Annotated in this window: 19 protein-coding genes and 1 riboswitch; of the genes, 4 read left to right on the top strand and 15 right to left on the bottom strand. The window is 74.0% G+C overall.

Annotated features, from left to right (window positions below):
- Positions 1-40 precede the first annotated feature (40 nt).
- Positions 41-598 carry an inorganic diphosphatase gene (locus tag H4O22_RS02570; RefSeq protein WP_425325971.1) on the top strand — a complete coding sequence of 186 codons (558 nt, stop codon included), beginning with the start codon at positions 41-43 and terminating at the stop codon, positions 596-598.
- Positions 599-656: 58 nt separating this feature from the next.
- On the top strand, positions 657-2390 hold the full coding sequence (locus tag H4O22_RS02565; protein ID WP_182525534.1) for a hypothetical protein: 1734 nt from the start codon (positions 657-659) through the stop codon (positions 2388-2390).
- A 103-nt stretch (positions 2391-2493) separates the two neighbouring features.
- On the opposite strand, the gene H4O22_RS02560 is transcribed toward H4O22_RS02565, so the two are convergent.
- The 7 genes from H4O22_RS02560 to H4O22_RS02530 all read right to left on the bottom strand — a co-directional run bounded on the left by H4O22_RS02560 (position 2494) and on the right by H4O22_RS02530 (position 11533).
- On the bottom strand, positions 2494-3153 hold the full coding sequence (locus H4O22_RS02560; RefSeq protein WP_182525533.1) for a class I SAM-dependent methyltransferase: 660 nt from the start codon (positions 3151-3153) through the stop codon (positions 2494-2496).
- Positions 3154-3176: 23 nt separating this feature from the next.
- A complete protein-coding gene (locus tag H4O22_RS02555) occupies positions 3177-5225 on the bottom strand; it encodes an acyl-CoA dehydrogenase family protein (RefSeq protein ID WP_182525532.1) in 2049 nt (682 codons plus the stop codon).
- 74 nt (positions 5226-5299) lie between these two features.
- Complete coding sequence (locus H4O22_RS02550) at positions 5300-6589, bottom strand: C40 family peptidase (protein WP_182525531.1); 1290 nt, start codon at positions 6587-6589, stop codon at positions 5300-5302.
- Between the two features lie 81 nt (positions 6590-6670).
- Positions 6671-7753: a phosphatase PAP2 family protein gene (locus H4O22_RS02545; RefSeq protein ID WP_244963078.1), complete on the bottom strand. Its 1083-nt coding sequence runs from the start codon at positions 7751-7753 to the stop codon at positions 6671-6673.
- A 5-nt stretch (positions 7754-7758) separates the two neighbouring features.
- Complete coding sequence (locus tag H4O22_RS02540; RefSeq protein ID WP_182525530.1) at positions 7759-8781, bottom strand: ABC transporter ATP-binding protein; 1023 nt, start codon at positions 8779-8781, stop codon at positions 7759-7761.
- Complete coding sequence (locus H4O22_RS02535; RefSeq protein ID WP_182525529.1) at positions 8781-10451, bottom strand: ABC transporter permease; 1671 nt, start codon at positions 10449-10451, stop codon at positions 8781-8783. Before H4O22_RS02535 ends, H4O22_RS02540 begins: the two co-directional genes overlap by 1 nt.
- Positions 10448-11533: a thiamine ABC transporter substrate-binding protein gene (locus H4O22_RS02530; protein ID WP_244963077.1), complete on the bottom strand. Its 1086-nt coding sequence runs from the start codon at positions 11531-11533 to the stop codon at positions 10448-10450. Before H4O22_RS02530 ends, H4O22_RS02535 begins: the two co-directional genes overlap by 4 nt.
- A riboswitch (TPP riboswitch) is annotated at positions 11523-11631 on the bottom strand. (Overlaps the previous gene by 11 nt.)
- Positions 11632-11689: 58 nt before the next feature.
- On the opposite strand from H4O22_RS02530, the gene H4O22_RS02525 reads away from it, so the two are divergent.
- Positions 11690-12127 (top strand): GNAT family N-acetyltransferase, encoded by a 438-nt coding sequence (locus H4O22_RS02525; protein WP_182525528.1) that lies wholly within the window; start codon positions 11690-11692, stop codon positions 12125-12127.
- Between the two features lie 148 nt (positions 12128-12275).
- On the opposite strand, the gene H4O22_RS02520 is transcribed toward H4O22_RS02525, so the two are convergent.
- Genes H4O22_RS02520 through H4O22_RS02505 form a run of 4 tightly spaced genes read right to left on the bottom strand, consistent with a single transcriptional unit; the run spans position 12276 to position 16496 of the window.
- Entirely contained in the window at positions 12276-13349 is a 1074-nt protein-coding gene (locus H4O22_RS02520; protein ID WP_182525527.1) for an MBL fold metallo-hydrolase, read from the bottom strand.
- A 9-nt stretch (positions 13350-13358) separates the two neighbouring features.
- A complete protein-coding gene (locus tag H4O22_RS02515) occupies positions 13359-14165 on the bottom strand; it encodes an SDR family oxidoreductase (protein WP_182525526.1) in 807 nt (268 codons plus the stop codon).
- Positions 14165-15265: an NAD(P)H-dependent amine dehydrogenase family protein gene (locus H4O22_RS02510; RefSeq protein ID WP_182525525.1), complete on the bottom strand. Its 1101-nt coding sequence runs from the start codon at positions 15263-15265 to the stop codon at positions 14165-14167. The genes H4O22_RS02515 and H4O22_RS02510 overlap by 1 nt, the downstream gene beginning before the upstream one ends.
- Positions 15266-15287: 22 nt before the next feature.
- Entirely contained in the window at positions 15288-16496 is a 1209-nt protein-coding gene (locus H4O22_RS02505) for an oxidoreductase (protein ID WP_182525524.1), read from the bottom strand.
- Positions 16497-16549: 53 nt separating this feature from the next.
- Here H4O22_RS02505 and H4O22_RS02500 point away from each other — a divergent pair, with 53 nt between their 5' ends.
- A complete protein-coding gene (locus tag H4O22_RS02500) occupies positions 16550-17302 on the top strand; it encodes a putative protein N(5)-glutamine methyltransferase (RefSeq protein ID WP_182525523.1) in 753 nt (250 codons plus the stop codon).
- Positions 17303-17319: 17 nt separating this feature from the next.
- Here the strand turns inward: H4O22_RS02500 and H4O22_RS02495 are convergent, their stop codons facing one another.
- Genes H4O22_RS02495 through H4O22_RS02480 form a run of 4 tightly spaced genes read right to left on the bottom strand, consistent with a single transcriptional unit; the run spans position 17320 to position 20219 of the window.
- Complete coding sequence (locus H4O22_RS02495; RefSeq protein WP_244963076.1) at positions 17320-17850, bottom strand: ribonuclease H family protein; 531 nt, start codon at positions 17848-17850, stop codon at positions 17320-17322.
- 9 nt (positions 17851-17859) lie between these two features.
- Positions 17860-18453, bottom strand: coding sequence for a hypothetical protein (locus tag H4O22_RS02490; RefSeq protein WP_182525522.1), 594 nt, complete (start codon positions 18451-18453; stop codon positions 17860-17862).
- Between the two features lie 10 nt (positions 18454-18463).
- Positions 18464-19612: a zinc-dependent alcohol dehydrogenase gene (locus H4O22_RS02485; protein ID WP_182525521.1), complete on the bottom strand. Its 1149-nt coding sequence runs from the start codon at positions 19610-19612 to the stop codon at positions 18464-18466.
- 28 nt (positions 19613-19640) lie between these two features.
- Positions 19641-20219 carry a TetR family transcriptional regulator gene (locus tag H4O22_RS02480; RefSeq protein WP_182525520.1) on the bottom strand — a complete coding sequence of 193 codons (579 nt, stop codon included), beginning with the start codon at positions 20217-20219 and terminating at the stop codon, positions 19641-19643.

The raw sequence follows: 20219 nt of genomic DNA, 5'->3' as shown, positions 1-20219 counted from the left end.
CCCCTTCCTCACTTCGCAGTTGCGCCCATTGTGAGGGACACTGCGCGGGACTCGACATTTCACACGGCCCGCCCGGGCCGGGACGGCGGAGGAATACGTGCTGGAGTTCGACGTGCTGGTAGAGATCCCCAAGGGCCAGCGCAACAAGTACGAGGTCGACCACGCGTCGGGGCGGATCCGCCTGGACCGGACCCTGTTCACCTCGACGCAGTATCCCGCCGACTACGGCTACATCGAGGACACCCTCGGCATGGACGGCGACCCGCTGGACGCCATGGTGATCCTCCAGGAGCCGACGTTCCCGGGCTGCCTGATCAAGTGCCGCGCGATCGGCATGTTCCGGATGACCGACGAGGCCGGCGGCGACGACAAGGTCCTGTGCGTCCCGGCGACCGACCCGCGCCTCGAGCACCTGCGCGACATCAGCCACGTCTCGAAGTTCGACCGGCTCGAGATCCAGCACTTCTTCGAGGTCTACAAGGACCTCGAGCCCGGGAAGTCCGTCGAGGGTGCCGAGTGGGTCGGCCGCACCGAGGCCGAGGCCGAGGTCCGCGCGTCGTTCCAGCGCCTCAAGGACAACCCGGACGCGATCCACTAAGTCCGGACTCGCACCTGGAGCAGGTCCCGGCGCGAGCCGGGACTTGTAGGGTCCGGTCGTGACCGCGACGCGCCGGGCCCGGCTGGAGCGCGCCGTCGTCCTGGCCGCCGGCGTCCTGGTCGTCGTCTGGGCCGCGGCCTGGATCCGGGTCGGGATCGACACCGGCGACGGCGGCTACGTGGTGGCCCTCCAGCTGCGGATCGCGCAGGGCGACCTGCCGCTGGTCGACGAGCTCAACCCCCAGTCGCTCGGGGCGCTCCACGGCGCTCCCTTCGTCTGGCTCTGGCACCAGCTGTTCGGGCTGGGCGGCCTGGTGCTGGCGGCGCGCGCCGCGTTCCTGGTCGCGACCGTCGCCGTCGGCGTCCTCGCCTACCGGGCGCTGCGCACCGTCGCCGGCCCGCCGGCCGCGTTCGCGGCCGTCACCGTCGCCTGCCTGGCCATCCCCTACGGCATCCCGGTGCTCAGCTACAACACCGTGCCGATCCTCGGCAGCGTCCTCTCGGCGGGGGCGCTCGCCGCGACCGTGGAGACGGGCAGCCGGCGGTGGGCCGTCGTGTGCGGTGCGGCCCTGGGCCTCGGCACCCTCGCCAACCCGCAGTGGCTGCCGGCGGGCCTGGTCCTCGGCGTGGTCTCCCTGGTCTGGCTCTCGGCCCGGCTCTGGCTCCCGCTGCTCGCGGCCGCGGCGGCGCCGCTGCTCGTCCTCGGGCTGTGGGTGCTGGCCGTGCCGGGCGTCGGGCGGCTGCGCAACGCCGTCTCCTACATGCAGGACACCCGGGCGGCGATCACGCCCGGGTCCGAGCGGCTGGAGAACAACCTCCACGCGCTGGCCTCCCCGCTGCTGACCCCGACGTACCTGGTGCTGCTCGCGCTCGCCGCGCTGGTCACCGCGGGCGTGCTGCTCCGGCCCCGCTCGTGGATCCCCGGCGCCGCGCTCGCCGTCCTGCCCGTCGCCGCCCTCGTCCCGGTCCTGCGGGTGGCGTGGCGGCCGCTCCCGGCGGAGGCCACGACCGCGCTGACGCTCCCCGGCGACATCGGCGCCACCTCCCTGCAGGCGAGCGCCGCGGCCGTCGGGGTGCTCCTCGTCCCCTGCCTGGCCTGGCTGGCCCGGCACGGGCGCCGGTCGCTGTTCGCCGTCGGGTCCTTCGGGCTCGGCGTCGGTCTCGTCGTCACCCCCCTCCTGGCCGCGTCGACCGCCTCCGGCCCCTCGCGCGGGATCGCCGGGGCCGGGCTGGCCGTCGCCCTGCTGGTCCTGGTGCTCACGGCGATCGAGGCCGCCGAGCCCGCCCGCTGGCCGGTCGGGGCGGCCGCCGCCGTCGCCACCGTCGCCGCCATGGCGGGCATCGCCTCCGCCACCACCTTCCCCACCGTGCCGGTCGGCCGGGCCGACACCTCGGTGTCGTCCGGGGCCTGGGCCGGCATGGTCGGCGCCCCCGGCTACGTCGACTCGATCCGCACGGTGCGCGCCGCGCTGGCCGAGCACGCCGACCCGGGCGACCGGGTGCTGGGCGTCGCCGCGCCGGCGTTCCCGTTGATGGCGGACGTCCGCGTCGGCTCGCCGATGCTCTGGCTGACGTTCTGGGGCGACGGCAACCGGCGCGGGGTGCGCTGGCTCGAGGACCCCGCGAACACCCCCGACGTGGTGCTCGTCGTCGGCCACGACGCCCGCGCCCTCAGCCGGGGCCGGGCGCTGCGTACCGACGTCCTCGCTGAGCACCTCCGCTCCGACTACACCGTCGTCGACACCACCTCCGACCCCCCGCTCACGGTCCTCCGCCGCAACCCCACCGACTGAGTCCCCCTTTTTCCGCCGAGTCGGCGTGAATGTCCGGGTTCTCCACAGCTCGCCTGTGGGGAAACCGGACATTCACGCCGACTCGGCGTTGGGGCCTGAGCGGTCAGGCCGCGCGGACGCCGCGGAAGTACGCCAGCGCGCCGCTGGTCGTGAGCGTCAGGTCGCGGACGCCGAGGGTGGCCAGCCACGCGGTGAGCTGGTCGCCGGTGCAGCCGGGGCCGAGCAGGCCGGTGCGCCGGCCGACCCGCCGGGACGGCTCGTAGCGGAGCCCGGTGTCGTTGAGGAACGCGCTGCCGGTGAGCACGCCGCCCGGGCGCAGCACCCGCACGAGCTCGGCCACCGCGCGGGCGGGGTCGGGGAAGCAGTGCAGGCCGGCGAACGTCACGACCAGGTCGTACGCCGCGGCGCCGAACGGCAGCTCGCCCACGTCGGCCCGCACCGTGGTGACCTGGTCGGCGACCCCGCAGCGCTCCGCGCGCCGGGCGGTGCGGGCGAGCATCGCCGGCGACAGGTCGGCGGCGACGTAGTCGACCCCCTGCCCCGGTGAGAGCGCCCGCACCGCGACCCCGCCGCCGCACGGGACGTCGAGCACCCGGGCGCCGCGCGGCTGCGCGCCGATCTCCCCCGCCGCGGCGTACAGCAGCCGCAGGTCGCTGCCCATCCCCAGCCGCCAGGCCACCCGTCCGGCGCGCGGGTGCTCCACGCTCCAGTCGTACGCCGCGGCGTACACCGGGTCGTCGGCCCAGCCGCCCAGCAGCCTCACGGCTCCACCCTCACCACACTGGCTCAGCCGAGCAGGTCCGGGGAGCGGAGCATCGCGCGCGGGACGGCGAACGCGTCGACGAGGTCGTCGGCCAGCGGGCGGAGCTTGCGGCACAGGCTGCCGATCTCGCGGCTGATCGCCTTGGACCGGGACGACGAGAGCCGGCCGTGCTCCATGAACCAGGCCCGGTCGGCCTCGATGGTGGAGAGCGCGTGGAGGTCGCAGAGCAGGTTCAGCGCGACCCGGTTGTCGCCCTCGGGCATCGCCCGGGTCTTCTCGATGAACGCCTCCAGCACCAGCCGGTCGACGTGCGCGCGGGCGGCGCCGATGACGTGGTCCTGCACGCGGGAGAACACCTCGCCGGGGTTCATGCCGCCGTCCATGCCGCGCTTGAGCCGCCGGGCGACGCCGGAGAGCATGTGCTCCTCGCGGAAGCGGAACATCGCGAGCTGGTAGTCCGGGTCGAGCAGCCCGGCCTCCTGGTCCCACTCGTCCCCGCCGGGGAGCACGTCCTTGAGCCGCTGGAGGAGCTTGTGGACGGCGGTCTTCTCGATCACGGTCTCGACGGCGAGCCCGGTGACGAAGCGGACCATGCCGAGCTGGTCCATGTCCTCGAACTCGCTGGCGTAGTCGGTGAGCAGGCCCTTGGCGACCAGCTGCAGCAGGACGTGGTTGTCGCCCTCGAAGGTCGTGAACACGTCGGTGTCGGCCTTGAGCGCGGCGAACCGGTTGACCGCGAGGTAGCCGGCGCCGCCGCACGCCTCGCGGCACTCCTGGATGGTCTCGGTCGCGTGCCAGGTGCCGAGCGCCTTGGTGCCGGCCGCGCGCGACTCGAGCTCGCGCTTGGCGTGCTCGTCGGTGACCAGCCCGGAGGTGACGTCGTGCAGCTGCCCGGCGACGACCTCCTGGGCGAAGTGCATCGCGTAGGTGCGCGCGAGCAGCGGCAGCAGCCGGCGCTGGTGCAGGCCGTAGTCGAGGAGCAGCTCCTCCTCGTCCGCGCTGGTCGCCTCGAACTGGCGGCGCCGCAGGCCGTACTTGACCGCGAGGGTGATCGCGACCTTGGCGGCGTTGATGCCGGCGCCGCCGACGCAGACGCGGCCCTGCACGAGGGTGCCGAGCATCGTGAAGAAGCGCCGGTTGGGGTTCTCGATCGCGCTCTCGTAGACCCCCGCCGGCGTGACGTCGGCGAACCGGTTGAGCAGCGCGGTGCGCGGGATGCGGACGCCGTCGAACCACAGCCGGCCGTTGTCGACGCCGTTGAGGCCCATCTTCAGGCCGTCGTCCTCGATGCGCACGCCGGGCATCGGGTCGCCGTGCTCGTCGCGGATCGGCACCACGAAGGCGTGCACGCCCTCGGACCCGCCGGCCACCTCGAGCTGGGCGAACACCACGGCGAGCTGCGCGTGCCGGGCGGCGTTGCCGATGTAGTCCTTGCGGGCGTCCTCGCGGGTCGTGGTGACCACGAACTCCTGGGTCACCACGTCGTACGTCGCGACGGTGCCGAGCGCCTGCACGTTGGACCCGTGGCCGGTCTCGGTCATCGCGAAGCAGCCCATCAGCTTCCCGGTGATCAGGTCGGTGAGGTAGGCGTCGTGGTGGTGCTTCGAGCCGAGCTGCAGGATCGCGCCGCCGAAGAGGCCGAACTGCACGCCCACCTTGACCAGCACCGACAGGTCGCCGTACGCCAGCGTCTCGAAGGCGGCCACGGACGCCCCGATGTCGCCGCCGCCGCCGTACTCCTCGGGGAAGCCCATGCCGGTCTGACCGGTCGCGGCCATCTCGACCACGACCTCCTTGACCCGCTCGCGGAAGTCGTCGGTGGACATCGTCTCGGCGTCCTCGAGGACCGAGGCGTACTCGGCGAGGTTCGTGCGGACCAGGTTGCGCGCCTCGGCGTACTTGCCGTCGAGCAGCGCGGTGAGCGCCGGCACGTCGATCGCGGGCCGGACGTAGCCGGAGCGCTCCTCGACGTCGGCGTCCGTGTCGGTCGCGGGCGTCGCCCCCGGTCCGGTCGAGGGGACGTCCTCCACGGAGGACGGCGTCACGGTCTCGGGTGCCACGTCGGTCGCCATGGGCCCCACGTTACCCACGGGTCCGGCCGGTCAGACCTCGGCCGTGGTGGCGTGGATCGCGGTACGGATCGGGATCAGGGGCGGGCGAAGAACGTCGGGGGCCAGGCCCACATCGACTCCTCGACCACCGGCCGGCCGGTGCGGGGCGCGTGGATGATCCGGCCGTTCCCGGAGTACAGCGCGACGTGGTAGATCGAGGACGGGCTGCCGGTGTCGCCCCAGAAGACCAGGTCGCCGGGCCGCAGGTCGCTGACGGAGACCGGGGTGGACTGCTCGTACTGGGCGACCGAGTAGTGCGGCAGGCTCTTCCCCGCCGCGGCCCAGGCGCCCATGGTCAGCCCGGAGCAGTCCCAGGACGACGGGCCGGCGGCCGCCCAGACGTACGGCTCGCCGAGCTGGGCGCGGGCGAAGGCGAGCACCGCGGGCACCCCGGCCGCGGGGGCGGGGGCGGCCGGCTGCGGCTCCGGCGCGGGCTGCGGCTGGGGCGCGGGGGCCGGGGCGGGCGCGGGCTGCGGCTGCGCCGGCTGGGCCGGCTGAGCGGCCGGTGCGGCTGCCGGGGTCTCGGCAGCAGCAGCGGCCGCCTGGGCGGCCTGCTCGCGGGCGCTCGCCTCGAGCGCGGCCTGCCGCTGCTCGGCGAGCTCGAGGCTGACGTCCTGGAGCCGGGCGAGCTCCCCGAGCAGCCGCGCGCGCTCAGCGGCCACGGCCTGCGCCTCTGCCGCTGCGGCGGCGGCCGCGGCCGCGGCCCGGTCGCGGGCGGCGCGGGCGTCCTCGGCGGCCGCGTCGGCGGCGTCCTGGGCGTCCTCGGCCCGGTCGGTCGCGACCTGCGCGAGCGTGGCGGCCGCGCGGAACGCGTCGTACCGCTCGTCGAGGGCGCGCTGCACGGTCTGCAGGGACGCGGAGGTCTCCAGCACCGCCGCGGGACCGTCGGCGTGGGTGACGGCGGCGAGCGCGGAGAGCTCCGGCGCCCGGCCGTACGACGAGGTCAGCGCGCCGGCGTACGCCGCCCGGTGCGACTCGAGGTCGCGGGCGGCCGTGTCCGAGCGGGCGCTCGCGTCGCGGACCTCGCGGCGTGCCTCCTGGGCCCGCCAGCGGGCGCCGTTGAACGCCTCCGCCGCGCGGGCGGCGTCGACCTGGGTCTGCTGGAGGCGGGCACCGGCGACCGCGAGCCGGGCCTGCACGCCGGCGACGGTGCCGGCCGCCGCGTCGGCGGCGGCCCGGGCGTCGAGCACCTCGGCGCGGGTCGGCGTCCCCGCGCCCGCGTCGGACGGGTCGTCCGCGGCGGCAGCGCCGACGGAACCGGTGACGGACGCCGCGACGAGGGACACGCTCAGGACGAGGGCAGGGACGATCCGACGGCGGGGCACGCCGTCACGTTAGGCAACTTCCGTCACATCCGCCACATTTTGCCCAACTTTCTCAGAAGTCACGGCGTGTCGGCTTGTGAATTACATCGTTGTAGTTCTATAGGCCTCGTCGTCGGGCAGGGGCTCGGCCGCCGCCTTCCGCCGCGCGGGCTTGGTGAAGTCCTGCCCCGTGACCACGCCACCGAGGTAGAAGGCGACCAGGGCGATCAGGATGCCGGCGAGGTCGTCGGCGACGTAGTGCCAGCCGAAGTAGAGGGTGGCGACGACGGTGAGCCCGAAGTTCACCCAGACCGCCCACTTCGCGATCTTGCTGTCGATCGTGAACTGCACCATCAGCGCCAGCAGCAGCGTGATCGCGGTGTGCAGGCTGGCGAAGCCCGCGACGGTCTGCATCTCCCCCACCCCGGCGAGCACTCCCTGTCTGTCCTCGACCAGGCCGTACATCAGGGAGCGCGTCGGGGTGTGCGCGAGGTCGTTGTAGAGCGCGACGTACTCGAGGCCGGGGCCGATGGTCGGCAGCGCGTAGTAGGAGATCGTGCCGAGCGTCCAGGCGATGCACTGGGAGGTCACGAACCAGTAGCCGAACGACATGTTGCGCGACCAGACCAGCCAGGCGGTGACGCCGAGCGGCACCATCGGCAGGAACCACAGGTAGATGTAGGACAGCACGTGCGCGGTCACGTTGGTACCGAGCACCTCGTGCAGGACCGTCGCCGGCTCGTGGCCGAAGAACAGCGCCCGGTCCAGGATGTGCAGCTCGCGGTCGTAGGAGAGCGCCTCGATCACGCCCTCGGGGGCGTCGGGGTTGGGACGCACCTTCGGCAGGAACGACTTGAGGTTCCGGTAGCTGACGTAGGTGATGTAGAAGCTGATGATCCCGAGCGCGACCAGGACGATGCGGTCGCGGGTCCAGTGCGTGCGCAGCCGCTCGCGGATCACGCCAGGCATCGCCGACGGCCGGAGCCGCGCCTGCCAGACGATCCGGGGCACCAGGTCGAGCAGGAGGGCGCCGGTCAGCAGCAGCGGCAGCCGGATGTACGACGGGCCGAGGAAGCTGCCCTCCGGGTCGCCGAGCTTCTCGTCCAGGACGGTGGCGGTGATCACCGCCCACAGGCCCATGGCGCCCGCGATGCCGATCAGGAGGACGTAGGCGCGTCGATACACGGACGTCAGTGTAAGGACTGTTCTTGAACGTTGCCCGTGGGTATCGGTGCCAGCCGGGCCGCCTCGACCCCCAGCCGGACCCGCTCGCCGGCTCCGGGGTGGCGGTCCAGCGGCGCCACGGCGTCCAGGTCGCCCACCCCGTCGACGGTGACGACGAGGCGCACCTGCTCCGGCGTGGCGCGCGCGGAGACGACCGTGCCGACCAGTCCTCCGGGGTCCTCGACGCTCCCCTGCACGGTCAGCGCCGAGCGTCGTACGGCGACCGCGGGCGCCGGCGGCAGCCCCGCGACGGCCAGCACCCGGGCCGCGGCGGCGCCGGTCAGCACCCCGGCGTACCCGAGGAAGAGCGCGGTCGCGGGGTCGGCCGGCGCCCGCCAGACGGCGGCGATCTCGCCCTCCTGGACCAGCCGGCCGTCCCGCATCACCGCGAGCCGGTCGGCGACGGTGAACGCCTCCTCGTGGTCGTGGGTGACCATCAGCGCGGTCGTGCCGGCGGCGCGCAGGATCCGGCGCAGGTCGCCGGCGAGCCGCTCGCGCAGGCCGGCGTCGAGCGCGGACAGCGGCTCGTCGAGCAGCAGCAGCCGCGGCTCGACGGCCAGCGCCCGGGCCAGCGCGACCCGCTGCCGCTCGCCGCCCGAGAGCGTCGCCGGCAGCCGGTCGGCGTACCCGGTGAGGCCGACGAGCTCGAGCAGCTCGGCGACCCGGGACGCGGTGTTCCTCGCCCGGCGCAGCCGCAGCGCGTAGCCGACGTTGCGCCCCACCGTGAGGTGGCCGAAGAGCTGGCCGTCCTGGAACATCAGCGCGAAGCCGCGCCGGTGCGTGGGCACCCGCGCGAGGTCGCGGCCGTCCCACGAGATCCGCCCCGACGCGACCGGCTCCAGGCCGGCCACCGCCCGCAGCAGCGTCGACTTGCCGCTGCCCGAGGGCCCGAGCACCGCCAGGACGCTGCCGTCGGGCAGGTCGAGGGTGACGTCGCGGACGGCGGGGACGCCGTCGTAGGCCACCGTGACGTCCTCGACCCGCAGCATCACAGCGCCCCGACCGACGGCACGCGGAGCCGCTCGACGGCCAGCATCACCAGGGCGGTGGTGGCGGCGAGGACGACGGACGCGGCGAGGGCCATGCCGTAGTTCATCGCACCCGGGTGGCCGATGAGCCGGAAGATCACCACCGGCACGGTCGGCCGGTCGTCGCGGGCGAGGAACGAGGTCGCCCCGAACTCGCCGAGGGACACCGCGAACGCGAACCCCGCCGCGGCGAGCAGCGGCCGCCACACCACCGGCAGGTCGACGGTGAGGACCGCCCGCAGCGGGCTCGCGCCGAGGGACGCCGCCGCCTGCCGCTGCCGGTCGTCGACGGAGTGCAGCACCGGCACGAGGGTGCGAACTACCAACGGCAGCGCGACCAGCGCCTGGGCGACCGGCACCAGCAGTGCGGTGTCGCGCAGGTCCAGCGGCGGCCGGTCCAGGGTGATCAGGAAGCCGAAGCCCACGGTCACCGCGGAGACCCCCAGCGGCAGCATGAAGAAGCCGTCGAGCGTGGCGCGGACCCGGCGCTCGGCGCGCGAGCGCGAGCGGCGGGTGACCACGACCGCGACCAGCAGCCCCAGGAGCAGCGACATCCAGGTGGCGTCCACCGCGGTGCGCAGCGAGAAGGCGAGCGCCTCGGTGACCGGCACCAGCAGCGCCTGCTCGGACCCCTCGGTGGTGAGCGCGCGGTAGTTGCCGAGGCTCCACGCCCCGCCGACCCGCAGCGACCCGGAGACCAGGGTCGCGATCGGCACGCCGACGAAGAGGAGGAGCACCGCCGTCGCGCCCAGGACGGGTACGTCGGCCGGCCGCGGCCGGCGGACCGGCGCGAGGTCGCGGGACACGCTCGGGTCGGGGACGGCGCGCAGCCGCCCGGCCACCGCCAGCAGCACGGTCACCACGACCAGCTGCAGGATCGACAGCGCGGCCGCGCCCTGCAGGTCCAGGAGGTTGGTGGTCAGCAGGTAGATCTCGGTCTCCACGGTCGCGTAGCGCAGCCCGCCCAGGGTGAGCACCACCCCGAACCCGGCGGCGCAGAAGAGGAACACCACGCTCGCCGCCGAGACGATCGCGGGCCGCAGCGCGGGGAGCGTCACCGTGCGGAAGACCTGCGCGGGGCTCGCCCCGAGCGCGGCCGCCGCCTCCGCGGGCCGGCGGTCCAACGACTCCCAGGTTCCGCCGACCACCCGGATCACCACCGAGACGTTGAAGAACGTCAGCCCCAGCACGATCGCCACCGGGGAGCCGTCGAGCCCGAGCCCGCCGAGCGGGCCGAGCGGGCCGGACTCCCCCAGCAGCTGCTTGAACGCCACCCCGACCACGACGGTCGGCAGCACGAACGGCACCAGCAGCGCCGCGCGCACCAGCCGGCGCAGCGGGAAGTCCAGCCGGTGCAGCGCGTACGCCGCCGGCAGGCCGAGGAGCACCGAGAGCGCGGTCGCCGCCGAGGCCGACCACACGGTGAACCACAGCACCCGGTGCACCCGCGGCCGGGCCAGGACGTCGGCGACCGCGCCCGGGTCGAAGGACCCGTCGGCCCAGAATCCGCGGGCCAGCATCCCGGTCACCGGCAGCACGAAGAAGACGCCCAGCACCAGCACCGGCCCGAGGGCCAGGCCGGCGAGGGTGAGCGCCCGGGTCGCCGCCGGACCGGCTGCCGGGAGGCTCATCGGCTGGTGACGTCGCTCCACTCGCGCAGCCAGTCGTCGCGGTTCGCGGCGATCGCGTCCGGGTCGACGTCGTACGGCGCGTCCGGCTGCGGCGCGAACTCCGCCCACTCCGCCGGCAGCTCGACGTCCGAGGAGACCGGGAAGACGTACATGCTGGTCGGCAGCGCCGCCTGCACCTCCTGGCTCAGCAGGAAGTCGACCACCTGCTCGGCGCCGTCGGGGTTCTCCGCGCCGGCCAGCACCCCGGCGTACTCCACCTGGCGGAAGCAGGTGTCGAGCAGCGCGCTGGTCGTCGTCCCGCCCTCGCCGTCGACGGTGAACGCCGGGGAGGAGTCGTAGGAGACCACCACCGGGCGGTCGCCCTTCCCGCCGCCCTGGGTGAAGTCGGCCTGGTAGGCGTCCGACCAGCCCGAGGTGAGCTTGACCCCGTTGTCGACGAGGTCGGCCCAGTACGCCGGCCACGCCTCGCCGAACTCGGCGATGGTCGCCAGCAGGAAGGCCATCCCCGGCGAGCTGGTCGCGGCGCCGGGGACCACGAGCAGGTCCTGGTACGCCGGGTCGGCGAGGTCGGCGAGCGTGCGCGGCGGGGCGATGCCCTCCCGCTCGAACCAGGTGTCGTCGACGTTCACGCACACGTTGCCGGTGTCGACCGGGGTCAGCGCGTCGTCCTCGTCGCCGGGCAGCTCGAGCTCGGCGGCGCCCTCGGGCAGCGTCGGCGCGTAGGAGGCGAACACGCCCTCGTCGACCGCGCGGGAGGCGAAGGTGTTGTCGACGCCGAACGCCACGTCCCCGGTCGGGCTGTCCTTGGTGAGGACCAGCTTGTTGGTCAGCGCGCCGGCGTCGCCGGACGGCCGCACCTCGAGCTCGAGGCCGCTCTGCTCCTCGAAGGACGCGACCAGCTCCTCGGGCAGCGCGAAGCTGTCGTGGGTCACCAGGACGACCGTGTCCGGCCCGCTCCCGGTGCTGTCGCCGTCCGATCCGCCCTCGTCCGCACCTCCCCCCAGCGAGCAGGACGCCGCGAGCAGCGTCAGCGGGACCGTGATCGAGACCATCTGGAGGCGCGCACGGGTGCACAGGTTCATTCCGAGCTCCCTTCGCCGGTGCTAACCGGAGCAGGTTCGAGGGTCTGCGGCTGGTCCGCACTCTCAGCACGCTCGCGCGTGCTCCCCTGTCGTGTCCCGCCACCCTAGCCACCCACCCGCGACGAGGCCCGGCGAGTCCGTGTGAGACTCGCCTGCGTGGAGATCCGGGTGCTGAGGTTCGACGAGCTCGACGCCAGGACGGCGTACGACGTGTGGCGGCTGCGGCAGGCGGTGTTCGTCGTCGAGCAGGCCTGCCCCTATCCCGACCTCGACGGCCGCGACCCCGAGCCCGGCACCCGCCACGTGGTGGGCCTGCTGGACGGCGCGGTGGCCGGGTACGCGCGGGTGCTGGACGACGGCGACGAGGCCCGGGTCGGCCGGGTGGTGCTCGCCCGCGAGGCGCGCGGCCGGGGGCTCTCCGAGCCGGTGCTGCGCGCCGCGATCGACGCGGTCGGCGACCGGGCGTCGGTCCTCGACGCGCAGTCCCCGCTGGCGGGGTGGTACGCCGGGTTCGGGTACGCCGTCTGCGGCCCGGAGTTCCTCGAGGACGGCATCCCGCACCTGCCGATGCGCCGGCCCCCGACCCCCCGTTGAGTTGGGCCGACCTCCCGGTCGAGTTGGGCCGACCTCCCGGTCGAGTTGGGCCGACCTCCCGGTCGAGTTGGGCGAACATTCACGCCGACTCGGCGAACATTCACGCCGACTCGGCGGACAACTCACGCCGACTCGGCGGACCAGGGGGTCAGGGACCTGCCGTGAAGAGGACGCCGTCGGGGTCCTCGGTGCGGGTGGCCCGCCCCTGCGCGACGAGCAGCTCGAGGTGCGCCTTGGTCTCCATCGACGCCATCCCCTGGCTGAACAGGTCCAGCTCGGTGTAGGCCCGCTCGTGGCGGGTCCAGGCCAGCTCCTGGGCGACGTCGTGGCTGGTGCGGGTGCCGGCGGCGAGCGCGGCCAGGCTCTGGTCCAGGCGGGTCTCGTGGAAGGCCAGCAGCTCGTCGACCCGCTGGTGGGACGACGGCGCGACCGGGCCGTGCGCGGGCAGGACGCGCAGGTCCGGCAGCGCGCGCACCTTGGTCAGCGAGGCCATGAAGTCGCCGAGCGGCAGCGGGGCCGGGGGCACGGTGAACCCGATCGAGGGGGTGATGGTCGGCAGCACGTGGTCGCCGGCGAACAGCAGCCCGGCCGCCTGGTCGGCGAAGACGAAGTGGCCCGGCGTGTGCCCGGGGGTGTGCACGGCGTCGACGGTGCGCGACCCGAGGTCGATCGGGTGGTCGCCGTCGAGCCAGGTGGTGGGGAACGCCCACATGCTCATGTCCGGCTGCTCGTCGTTCTGCATCGCGACCCACTGTTCGGCGACCTCGCGGGCGCCGGCGGTGACCAGCACGTCGACGAACGGGTTGCTGTCCAGGGTCTCGTCGTTCAGCAGCTCCAGCGCCGGCCGCTCGCCGATGCCGAGGGCGACGTCCGCGCCGTACTCGCCGCCGAGCACGGTCGCGAGCGTGAAGTGGTCGCGGTGGACGTGGGTGACCAGGAACCGCCGGATGTCGCCGAACCCGGCGCCGATCCCGCGCAGGCACCGGTCGAGCAGGTCGCGCGCCTCCGGGATCGCCCAGCCGCCGTCGACGAGCACCAGCCCGTCGGGGGTCTCGATGACGTAGACGTTGATGGCGCGCAGGCCGTCCATCGGCAGCGGCAGCGGGATCCGGTGGATCCCCTCCGCGACCGGCCAGGCGCCCTCCGCCGACCAGTGGGTGCCCGAGTCGGGCGAGACGGCGAGGGCGGTGGAGGTGCCGGGCGAGCTGGACGAGGGAGTCACGCGCGGACCCTACGGGCCGACGTCGGGGAACCCGAGGTCGAGGGTGGGCTGCTGGATGCCCCCGTCGATCTCGAGCAGCTTGCCGGTGACGTACTGCCCCGCCCGTGAGGAGAGGTAGAGGACGCCGGCGGCGATGTCCTGGGGCTCCCCCACCCGGCGCAGCGGCGTCTTCGTCTCCAGCTGGTCCATCAGCTCGGGCTGGCCCGCGACGTACTCCAGGGCGCTGGTGAGGATCGAGCCGACGTAGATGCCGTTGACCCGGATCGAGGGCGCGAGGTCCTGCGCGGCCATCTTGGTCCAGTGTGCGAGCGCCGCCTTGGCCGTGCCGTACGCGATGAACCCGCGGTCGGCGGTGCGGCCCAGCATCGAGCTGATCGTCACGATGCTCTTCTGCGCCTCGGGCTCGGACTTCAGCATCAGCGGGACCGCCGCGACGCTGAGCGCGTGCGCGGTGGTGACGTTGAAGCTGAACGCCTCGTTGAGGAACTCGTTGGTGGTCTTGAGGAACTCGGTCGGGAAGGTGCCCCCGACGTTGTTGACCACCGTGTCGAGCCGCCCGAACTCGTCGTACGCCGCCTGCGCGAGGCCGGCGACGGCGTCGAGGTCGCTGAGGTCGGCCGGGACGACGAGGCAGCGGCGGCCGGTGGCGCGCACCTGCTCGGCGACCCGGTCGAGCTGCCGCTCGGTGCGTGCGGAGATGAGGACGTCGGCGCCGGCCTCCGCCAGCGCGACGGCGGTGGCGGCGCCGAGCCCGCGGCCGGCGCCGGTGACGATCGCGGCGTGGTCGGTGAGCGCGAAGCGGTCCAGGATGCTCATCAGCGGGTCACCAGGCCCCGGCCGGTGACCAGCGGGAGGTCGATCGCCCGGACGATCCCGGGCGCGGCCGCCACCACCGCCGGCAGTGCGTTCACGATCCGCTGGGCGGTGGTGATCATCCCGCTGACGTTGTGGTCGCCGTGCTCGCCGTGGTGGGTGAAGTCGACCTGCATCATCGGCTCGCCCGTGATCTTCACCCGGTAGCAGCCGTCGACGCCGGCGGGCGGCCGCTCCCACTCCGGCACCTGCTCGGGGTCGGTGCGGGTGATGTGCTCGAGCACCACCCGCGGGACGCCGTCGACCTTGCCGATCACCTGGAAGCGCACCGCCCCCATCGTGCCGGCGGGGATGTCGCCGGAGACCGACGGTGTGTCCCGCTCGGCGGCGCGGCGGTCGACCTCCTCGGTCAGCGGCTCGTCGAGGGTGACGTCGAGCGCAGCCGCGATCTGCCGGACGACGCTGCCCCAGGCCGCACCGAGGACGCCGGGCTGCCACAGCATGGCGGGCTGGTCGAGCGGCTTGCCGAAGCCGAAGAGGTCGTTCATGACGACGGGCTGGTAGTAGGTCGAGTAGTCGCAGATCTCCATCACCCGCACCTCGTCGATGCGCTGGGAGAGGCTGGTCATCACGACCGGGAGGATGTCGTTGGCGAAGCCGGGGTCGATCCCGTTGACGTGCAGGCTCGCCCCGCCCCGGACGCAGGCGTCCTCGATCCGGGCGATGAGCTCCGGCGGCAGGATCCCCTCGGGCCACTGCAGCAGCACCGGGCCGCTGCTGGTCACGTCGATGCCGGCCTCGACGAACGAGATCAGGTCCTCGATGCACTCGAAGACGCGGTCGTCGGCCATCGCGGTGTGCACGATCGCGTCCGGCGCGAGCGCGATCAGCTCGTCGCGGTCGGTCGTCGCCCGGATCCCCAGGTCGCGGCCGAGCTCGGCGAGCTCGCCGACGTCCTTGCCGTGCTTGTCGGGGTTGCTGACCCACACCCCCACCAGCTCGAGGTCGGGGTGGGCGACGATGCCGGCGATGGCGTGCCGCCCGATGGTGCCGGTGGACCAGACGACGACCCGCAGCGGCTTCTCGGGGATGACCTGTGACATGGGTCGCAGACTAGAACACGTTCTAGATCTGCGGAAGGGGATCGCGGTGGGCGGCCAGCTCCAGGTCGATGATCGGGCAGCGGGTGCCGGAGTAGATCGTCGGCATGCACCGGTTGCAGTGGATGCAGACCCCGGACTCGACCCGCTCGGACTGCAGCCGGTTGACCAGGTCGGGCTCGCGCAGCACGGCGCGGCCCATGGCGACGAAGTCGAACCCGTCGGCCATCGCCTGCTCCATGGTGTCGCGGCGGTTGATGCCGCCGAGCAGCATCAGCGGGAGCGAGAGCCCCGCGCGGAACTGCAGCGCCTTGTCGCGGAAGTAGGCCTCCTCGAAGGGGTAGGTCTTCATGAACGACCTGCCGACCGGCGTCCGCATCCCCAGCCGCACGGGCAGCGGCATCGAGGCCGCGAACTCCTTGACCGGGGCGCCGCCGCGGAAGAGGTACATCGGGTTCATCAGCGAGCTGCCGCCGCTCATCTGCAGTGCGTCGACGGTGCCGTCCTGCTCCAGCAGCTGGGCGAATGCGAGGCCGTCCGCGGTGGTGACGCCGCCCTTGAAGCCGTCGCTGAGGCTGACCTTCGCCGTCACCGCGACCTCGTCGCCGACCTCGTCGCGCACCGCGCGGGCCACCTGGCGGCCGAGCCGCGCGCGGTTCTCGAGCGACCCGGCCCAGCCGTCCTTGCGCCGGTTCAGGCCGGGCGCGAGGAAGGAGGAGATCAGGTAGCTGTGCGCCATGTGCAGCTCGAGGACGTCGAAGCCGGCGCGCACCAGCGTGCGGGCCGCGGCGACGTACGCCTTGGTGACGCGGGTCAGGTCGGCCTCGGTCGCGGCCTTCACCATCTGCATCGACAGCGGGCTCGGCATCGAGCTCGCCGCGATCGCCTTGACGCCGTTGGAGCGGCCGTTGGCGACCGGGCCGGCGTGGCCGACCTGGGCGGCGACGGCGGCGCCGGTCTCGTGGATCGCGTCGGTCAGCCGGGTCAGGCCACCCAGCGAGTGCTCGCCGACGACGATCACCTCGCGGTGGGTGCGCCCCTCCGGAGCCACGGAGAGGTAGGCCACCGTGGTCAGCCCGATCCCGCCCCGGGCGACCGCGAGGTGGTAGTCGATCAGGCCGTCGGTCACGAGCCCCTCGGGCGTGCGGCCCTCGAAGGTCGCGGCCTTGACGGTGCGGTTGCGGAGGGTGACCGGACCGAGCCGGGCCGGGGCGAAGACGTCGGGAGCGCTCACCTCAAAAACGATAACGTGTTCTCGTTCCGCCGGGGGCGGGTCAGGATGGACTCGTGCTCGAGGACCGCCTCCGCGCCGCCGGCTGCGTCTTTCCCGAGGAGGAGGCCGCCCTCCTCCGGGCCGCCGCCCGCGACGACGACGACCTGGAGCGGATGGTCGCCGCTCGCGTGGCCGGGACGCCGGTGGAGGTCGTCGTCGGCAGCGTCGTCCTGCACGGGACCCGGGTGGTCGTGGCGCCCGGGGTCTTCGTGCCGCGCCGGCGCACCGCGCTCGTCGTCCGCCTCGGCGCTGCCGGGCTGGGGCCCGGCGACCTGGTCGTCGACCTCTGCTGCGGCACCGGCGCAGTGGGCGCCGCGCTCGCGGCCGCCGTCCCCGGCCTCGCCGTGCACGCCGCTGACCTCGACCCGGCTGCGGTCCGCTGCGCCCGCCGCAACCTGCCCCCGGGCCGCGTGCACGAGGGCGACCTGTACGACGCCCTCCCGGCCGCCCTGCGCGGGCGGGTCGCCCTGCTCGCGGTCAACGCGCCGTACGTGCCGACCGAGGCACTCGCCCTGCTGCCGCCCGAGGCACGCCTGCACGAGCCGGCGCTGGCGCTGGACGGCGGCGCCGACGGGCTCGCCGTGCAGCGCCGGGTGGTGGCGGAGGCCCCGGCGTGGCTCGCCTCCGGCGGCCGCCTGGTCCTGGAGACCAGCGCCGCCCAGGCCCCCGCGACCCGCGCGCTGATGACCGCCGCCGGGCTCGCGGCCACCGTGCACCGCGACGAGGACCTGGACGCGACCGTCGTCGTGGGCGCGCTCAGCGGGTGACGTGGCGGCGGACCGACTCAGAACAGGGCGTCGTCGGAGACCACGGCCGGGGCGGGCGGGGCGGCGACGCCGGTGCTGCCGCCGTCCTTGCACGCCGCGACGGCGAGCCGGTCGACCAGGTCGTTCATCCGGTTGCCCGAGTGCCCCTTGACCCAGCGGAAGGCCACGTCGCCGCGGGCCTCCACGAGGTCGATGAACGGCTCCCAGAGGTCGCGGTTGGCGACCGGCTGCTTCGCGCTGTTGGTCCAGCCGCGGGTGCGCCAGCCGCGCCACCAGGCGTCGCGGAAGCAGTGCACGACGTACGTCGAGTCACTGACGACCACCAGCGGCCCGTCGAGGGCGCGGACGGCCTCCAGCGCGGCCTTGATCTCCATCCGCTGGTTGGTCGACGGCGCCTCGTGGCCGGTCCCGTAGACCGCCTCGTCGAGGGCCCACGCCCAGCCGCCGGGGCCGGGGTTGCCGGCGCAGGCGCCGTCGGTGAAGACCTCCCGGGCGCCCACCGGGACGGGCATGTCGGGGCGGGCGGGGCGACGGGTCCGGGGCGGCACCGGCGCAGTCTAGGCGGCGTCCCGGCGGCGGCCGACCACCCGGCGTACGACGCGGGTGGCGGCCCAGCCGCCCAGCACCCAGGGCCCGGCCACGACGATCGGGTCCATCCACTGGTGGTTCACGTCGGCGCGGCCCTGACCACGACGGGACCTGATCCCGTGGTGGCTGATCTCGGCCCGGATCCCGGTCTGGGTCACCGGGTTGTCCGGGCGCAGGGTGGCGAACGAGCGCGCCACGCTGCCGGCGACCTCGACGCGGTCGGCGGCGATGAGGAGCAGCCAGTGCGCGGTGCGTGCCTCGCTGAAGCGCTCGTAGGCCAGCCGGCGGACGGCGCCGGAGACGCCGTGCAGCGGCTGGGCGGTGCCGAAGACCGGGGTCAGGTCGGCATGCTCGATCGAGCGCTCGCGGTAGCCGGTGTGCGGCTGCTGCGCGGGCAGGCCGCGGACGGCGCCCTCGGGGCGGTGCTCGAGGGACTCCTGGGGGAACGACGGCCGGTCGGCCGGGTCCAGGTCGACGCCCCAGCCGGGGATCCGCGCCTTGAGCTGCTCGACGGTCTCGGGCAGCGGCGGCTTGTCGCCGGAGTAGGGAGAGGTGAGCGGCACGACGACCTCCTCAGGCTGCGTCGGTCACGATGAGCGGCTTGATGCAGCCGTCCAGCTTGGCGGACATGATGTGGTAGCCCTCGGCGATGTGCTCCAGCGGGATCCGGTGGGTCACGAGGTCGTTGGGCTTGAGGTGGCCGTTGCGGACGTGCTCGAGCAGCCGCGGCCACTGCCGCTTGACCGGGCACTGGTTGCCGCGGATGGTCAGCCCCTTGTTGAGGGCGTCACCGAACTTCACCGCGCTCTGGATCGGGCCGTAGGCGCCCATCACCGAGACCGTGCCGCCCTTGCGGACCCCGTCGATCGCCCAGTTCAGCGCGACCGGGGACCCGCCCTGGAGCTTGAGCTTGGCCGAGGTGACGTGCATCAGCAGGTTGCCGTCGGCCTCGGCGCCGACGGCGTCGATGGCCACGTCGGCGCCGAGGTGGTCGGTGATCTTCTTGAGGTGGACGACCACGTCGTCGTGCTCGGTGAAGTTGCAGGTCTCGGCGTGCGCGAAGGTCCGCGCCATCGCGAGCCGGTGCTCGAGGTGGTCCACGACGATCACCCGGCCCGCGCCCATCAGCCACGCCGACTTCGCGGCGTACAGCCCGACCGGCCCGGCGCCGAAGACCACGACGACGTCGCCCTGGTGGATGTCGCCGAGCTGGGCGCCGAAGTAGCCGGTCGCCAGCGCGTCGGTCATCAGGACGGCGTCCTCGTCGTCCAGCCAGTCCGGGATCCTGCTCGGCCCGACGTCGGCGAACGGCACCCGGACGTACTCGGCCTGGCCGCCGTCGTACCCGCCGGTGGTGTGGGAGTAGCCGTAGATGCCGCCGACCGCGGTGGCGTTGGGGTTCACGTTGTGGCAGTTGGAGTAGAGGCCGCGGACGCAGAAGAAGCAGGACCCGCAGAAGACGTTGAACGGGACCATCACCCGGTCGCCGACCTGGAGGTTCTGCACCGAGGGACCGACCTCGTCGACGACCCCGATGAACTCGTGGCCGAACGTGTGGCCGACCCGGGTGTCCGGCATCATCCCGTGGTAGAGGTGCAGGTCGGAGCCGCAGATGGCGGCCAGCTGGACCTTCACGATCGCGTCGTTCGGGTGCTCGATCCGGGGGCGGTCCTTCTCCTCGACGCGGACCCGGTACGGGCCGCGGTAGACCATCGCTCGCATGGGCCGGCGGTACCCGCCGACCCGCGCGTCATGCCGGGGTGACCTGCGCCAGCGCCTCGCGCGTCAGCTCGTGCAGGGACCGGCCGCTCTCGTGGAGCAGCCAGTGCTCGTAGGCGTGCTCGGCGGCGGCCAGCGCGACCCGGACCCGCAGCCCGGGCTCGAGGTGGGCGGTGGGGTCCAGCCCGAGGCGGGCGCCGACGAGCTCCACGAGCCGGCCTCGCTCCTCGTCGTCGAGCAGCGAGGCCCGGCGTACCCGCGACGGCGCGGCCGCCATCGCCCGGCGCCACAGCTCCATCGTCCCGCCCTCGTGGGCAAACCGCTCGGTGCGCTGGAGGATCGCCGCCGCCAGCGCGTCGGCCACCGGCTCGTCGGCGGGCCGCGCGGCGAAGGCGCTGACGATCGCCGCGCGCCCGACCCGCGTGGTGCCGACCAGCAGCTGCTCCTTGCTGCGCACGTGCCGGAACAGCGTGCTGAGCGAGATCCCGGCCGCCGCGGCGATCTCCTCCACGGTCACCGAGTCGAAGCCGCGCTCGGCGAACAGCGCCAGCGCGACCCGGTCGACGTGGGCGCGGAGCTCGACGCGCTGCCGCTCGCGGAGCCCGGTCAC

Source organism: Nocardioides dongkuii (genome assembly GCF_014127485.1).
GTDB lineage: Bacteria > Actinomycetota > Actinomycetes > Propionibacteriales > Nocardioidaceae > Nocardioides > Nocardioides dongkuii.
This window is presented reverse-complemented; position numbering and strand designations above follow the sequence as displayed.

Coding starts and splice junctions, on each gene's coding strand:
- H4O22_RS02555 (WP_182525532.1), bottom strand. CDS start 5,225: ATGGCGACCGACGTGGCACCCGAGACCGTGACGCCGTCCTCCGTGGAG.
- H4O22_RS02540 (WP_182525530.1), bottom strand. CDS start 8,781: ATGCTGCGGGTCGAGGACGTCACGGTGGCCTACGACGGCGTCCCCGCC.
- H4O22_RS02535 (WP_182525529.1), bottom strand. CDS start 10,451: ATGAGCCTCCCGGCAGCCGGTCCGGCGGCGACCCGGGCGCTCACCCTC.
- H4O22_RS02530 (WP_244963077.1), bottom strand. CDS start 11,533: ATGAACCTGTGCACCCGTGCGCGCCTCCAGATGGTCTCGATCACGGTC.
- H4O22_RS02515 (WP_182525526.1), bottom strand. CDS start 14,165: ATGAGCATCCTGGACCGCTTCGCGCTCACCGACCACGCCGCGATCGTC.
- H4O22_RS02510 (WP_182525525.1), bottom strand. CDS start 15,265: ATGTCACAGGTCATCCCCGAGAAGCCGCTGCGGGTCGTCGTCTGGTCC.
- H4O22_RS02485 (WP_182525521.1), bottom strand. CDS start 19,612: ATGCGAGCGATGGTCTACCGCGGCCCGTACCGGGTCCGCGTCGAGGAG.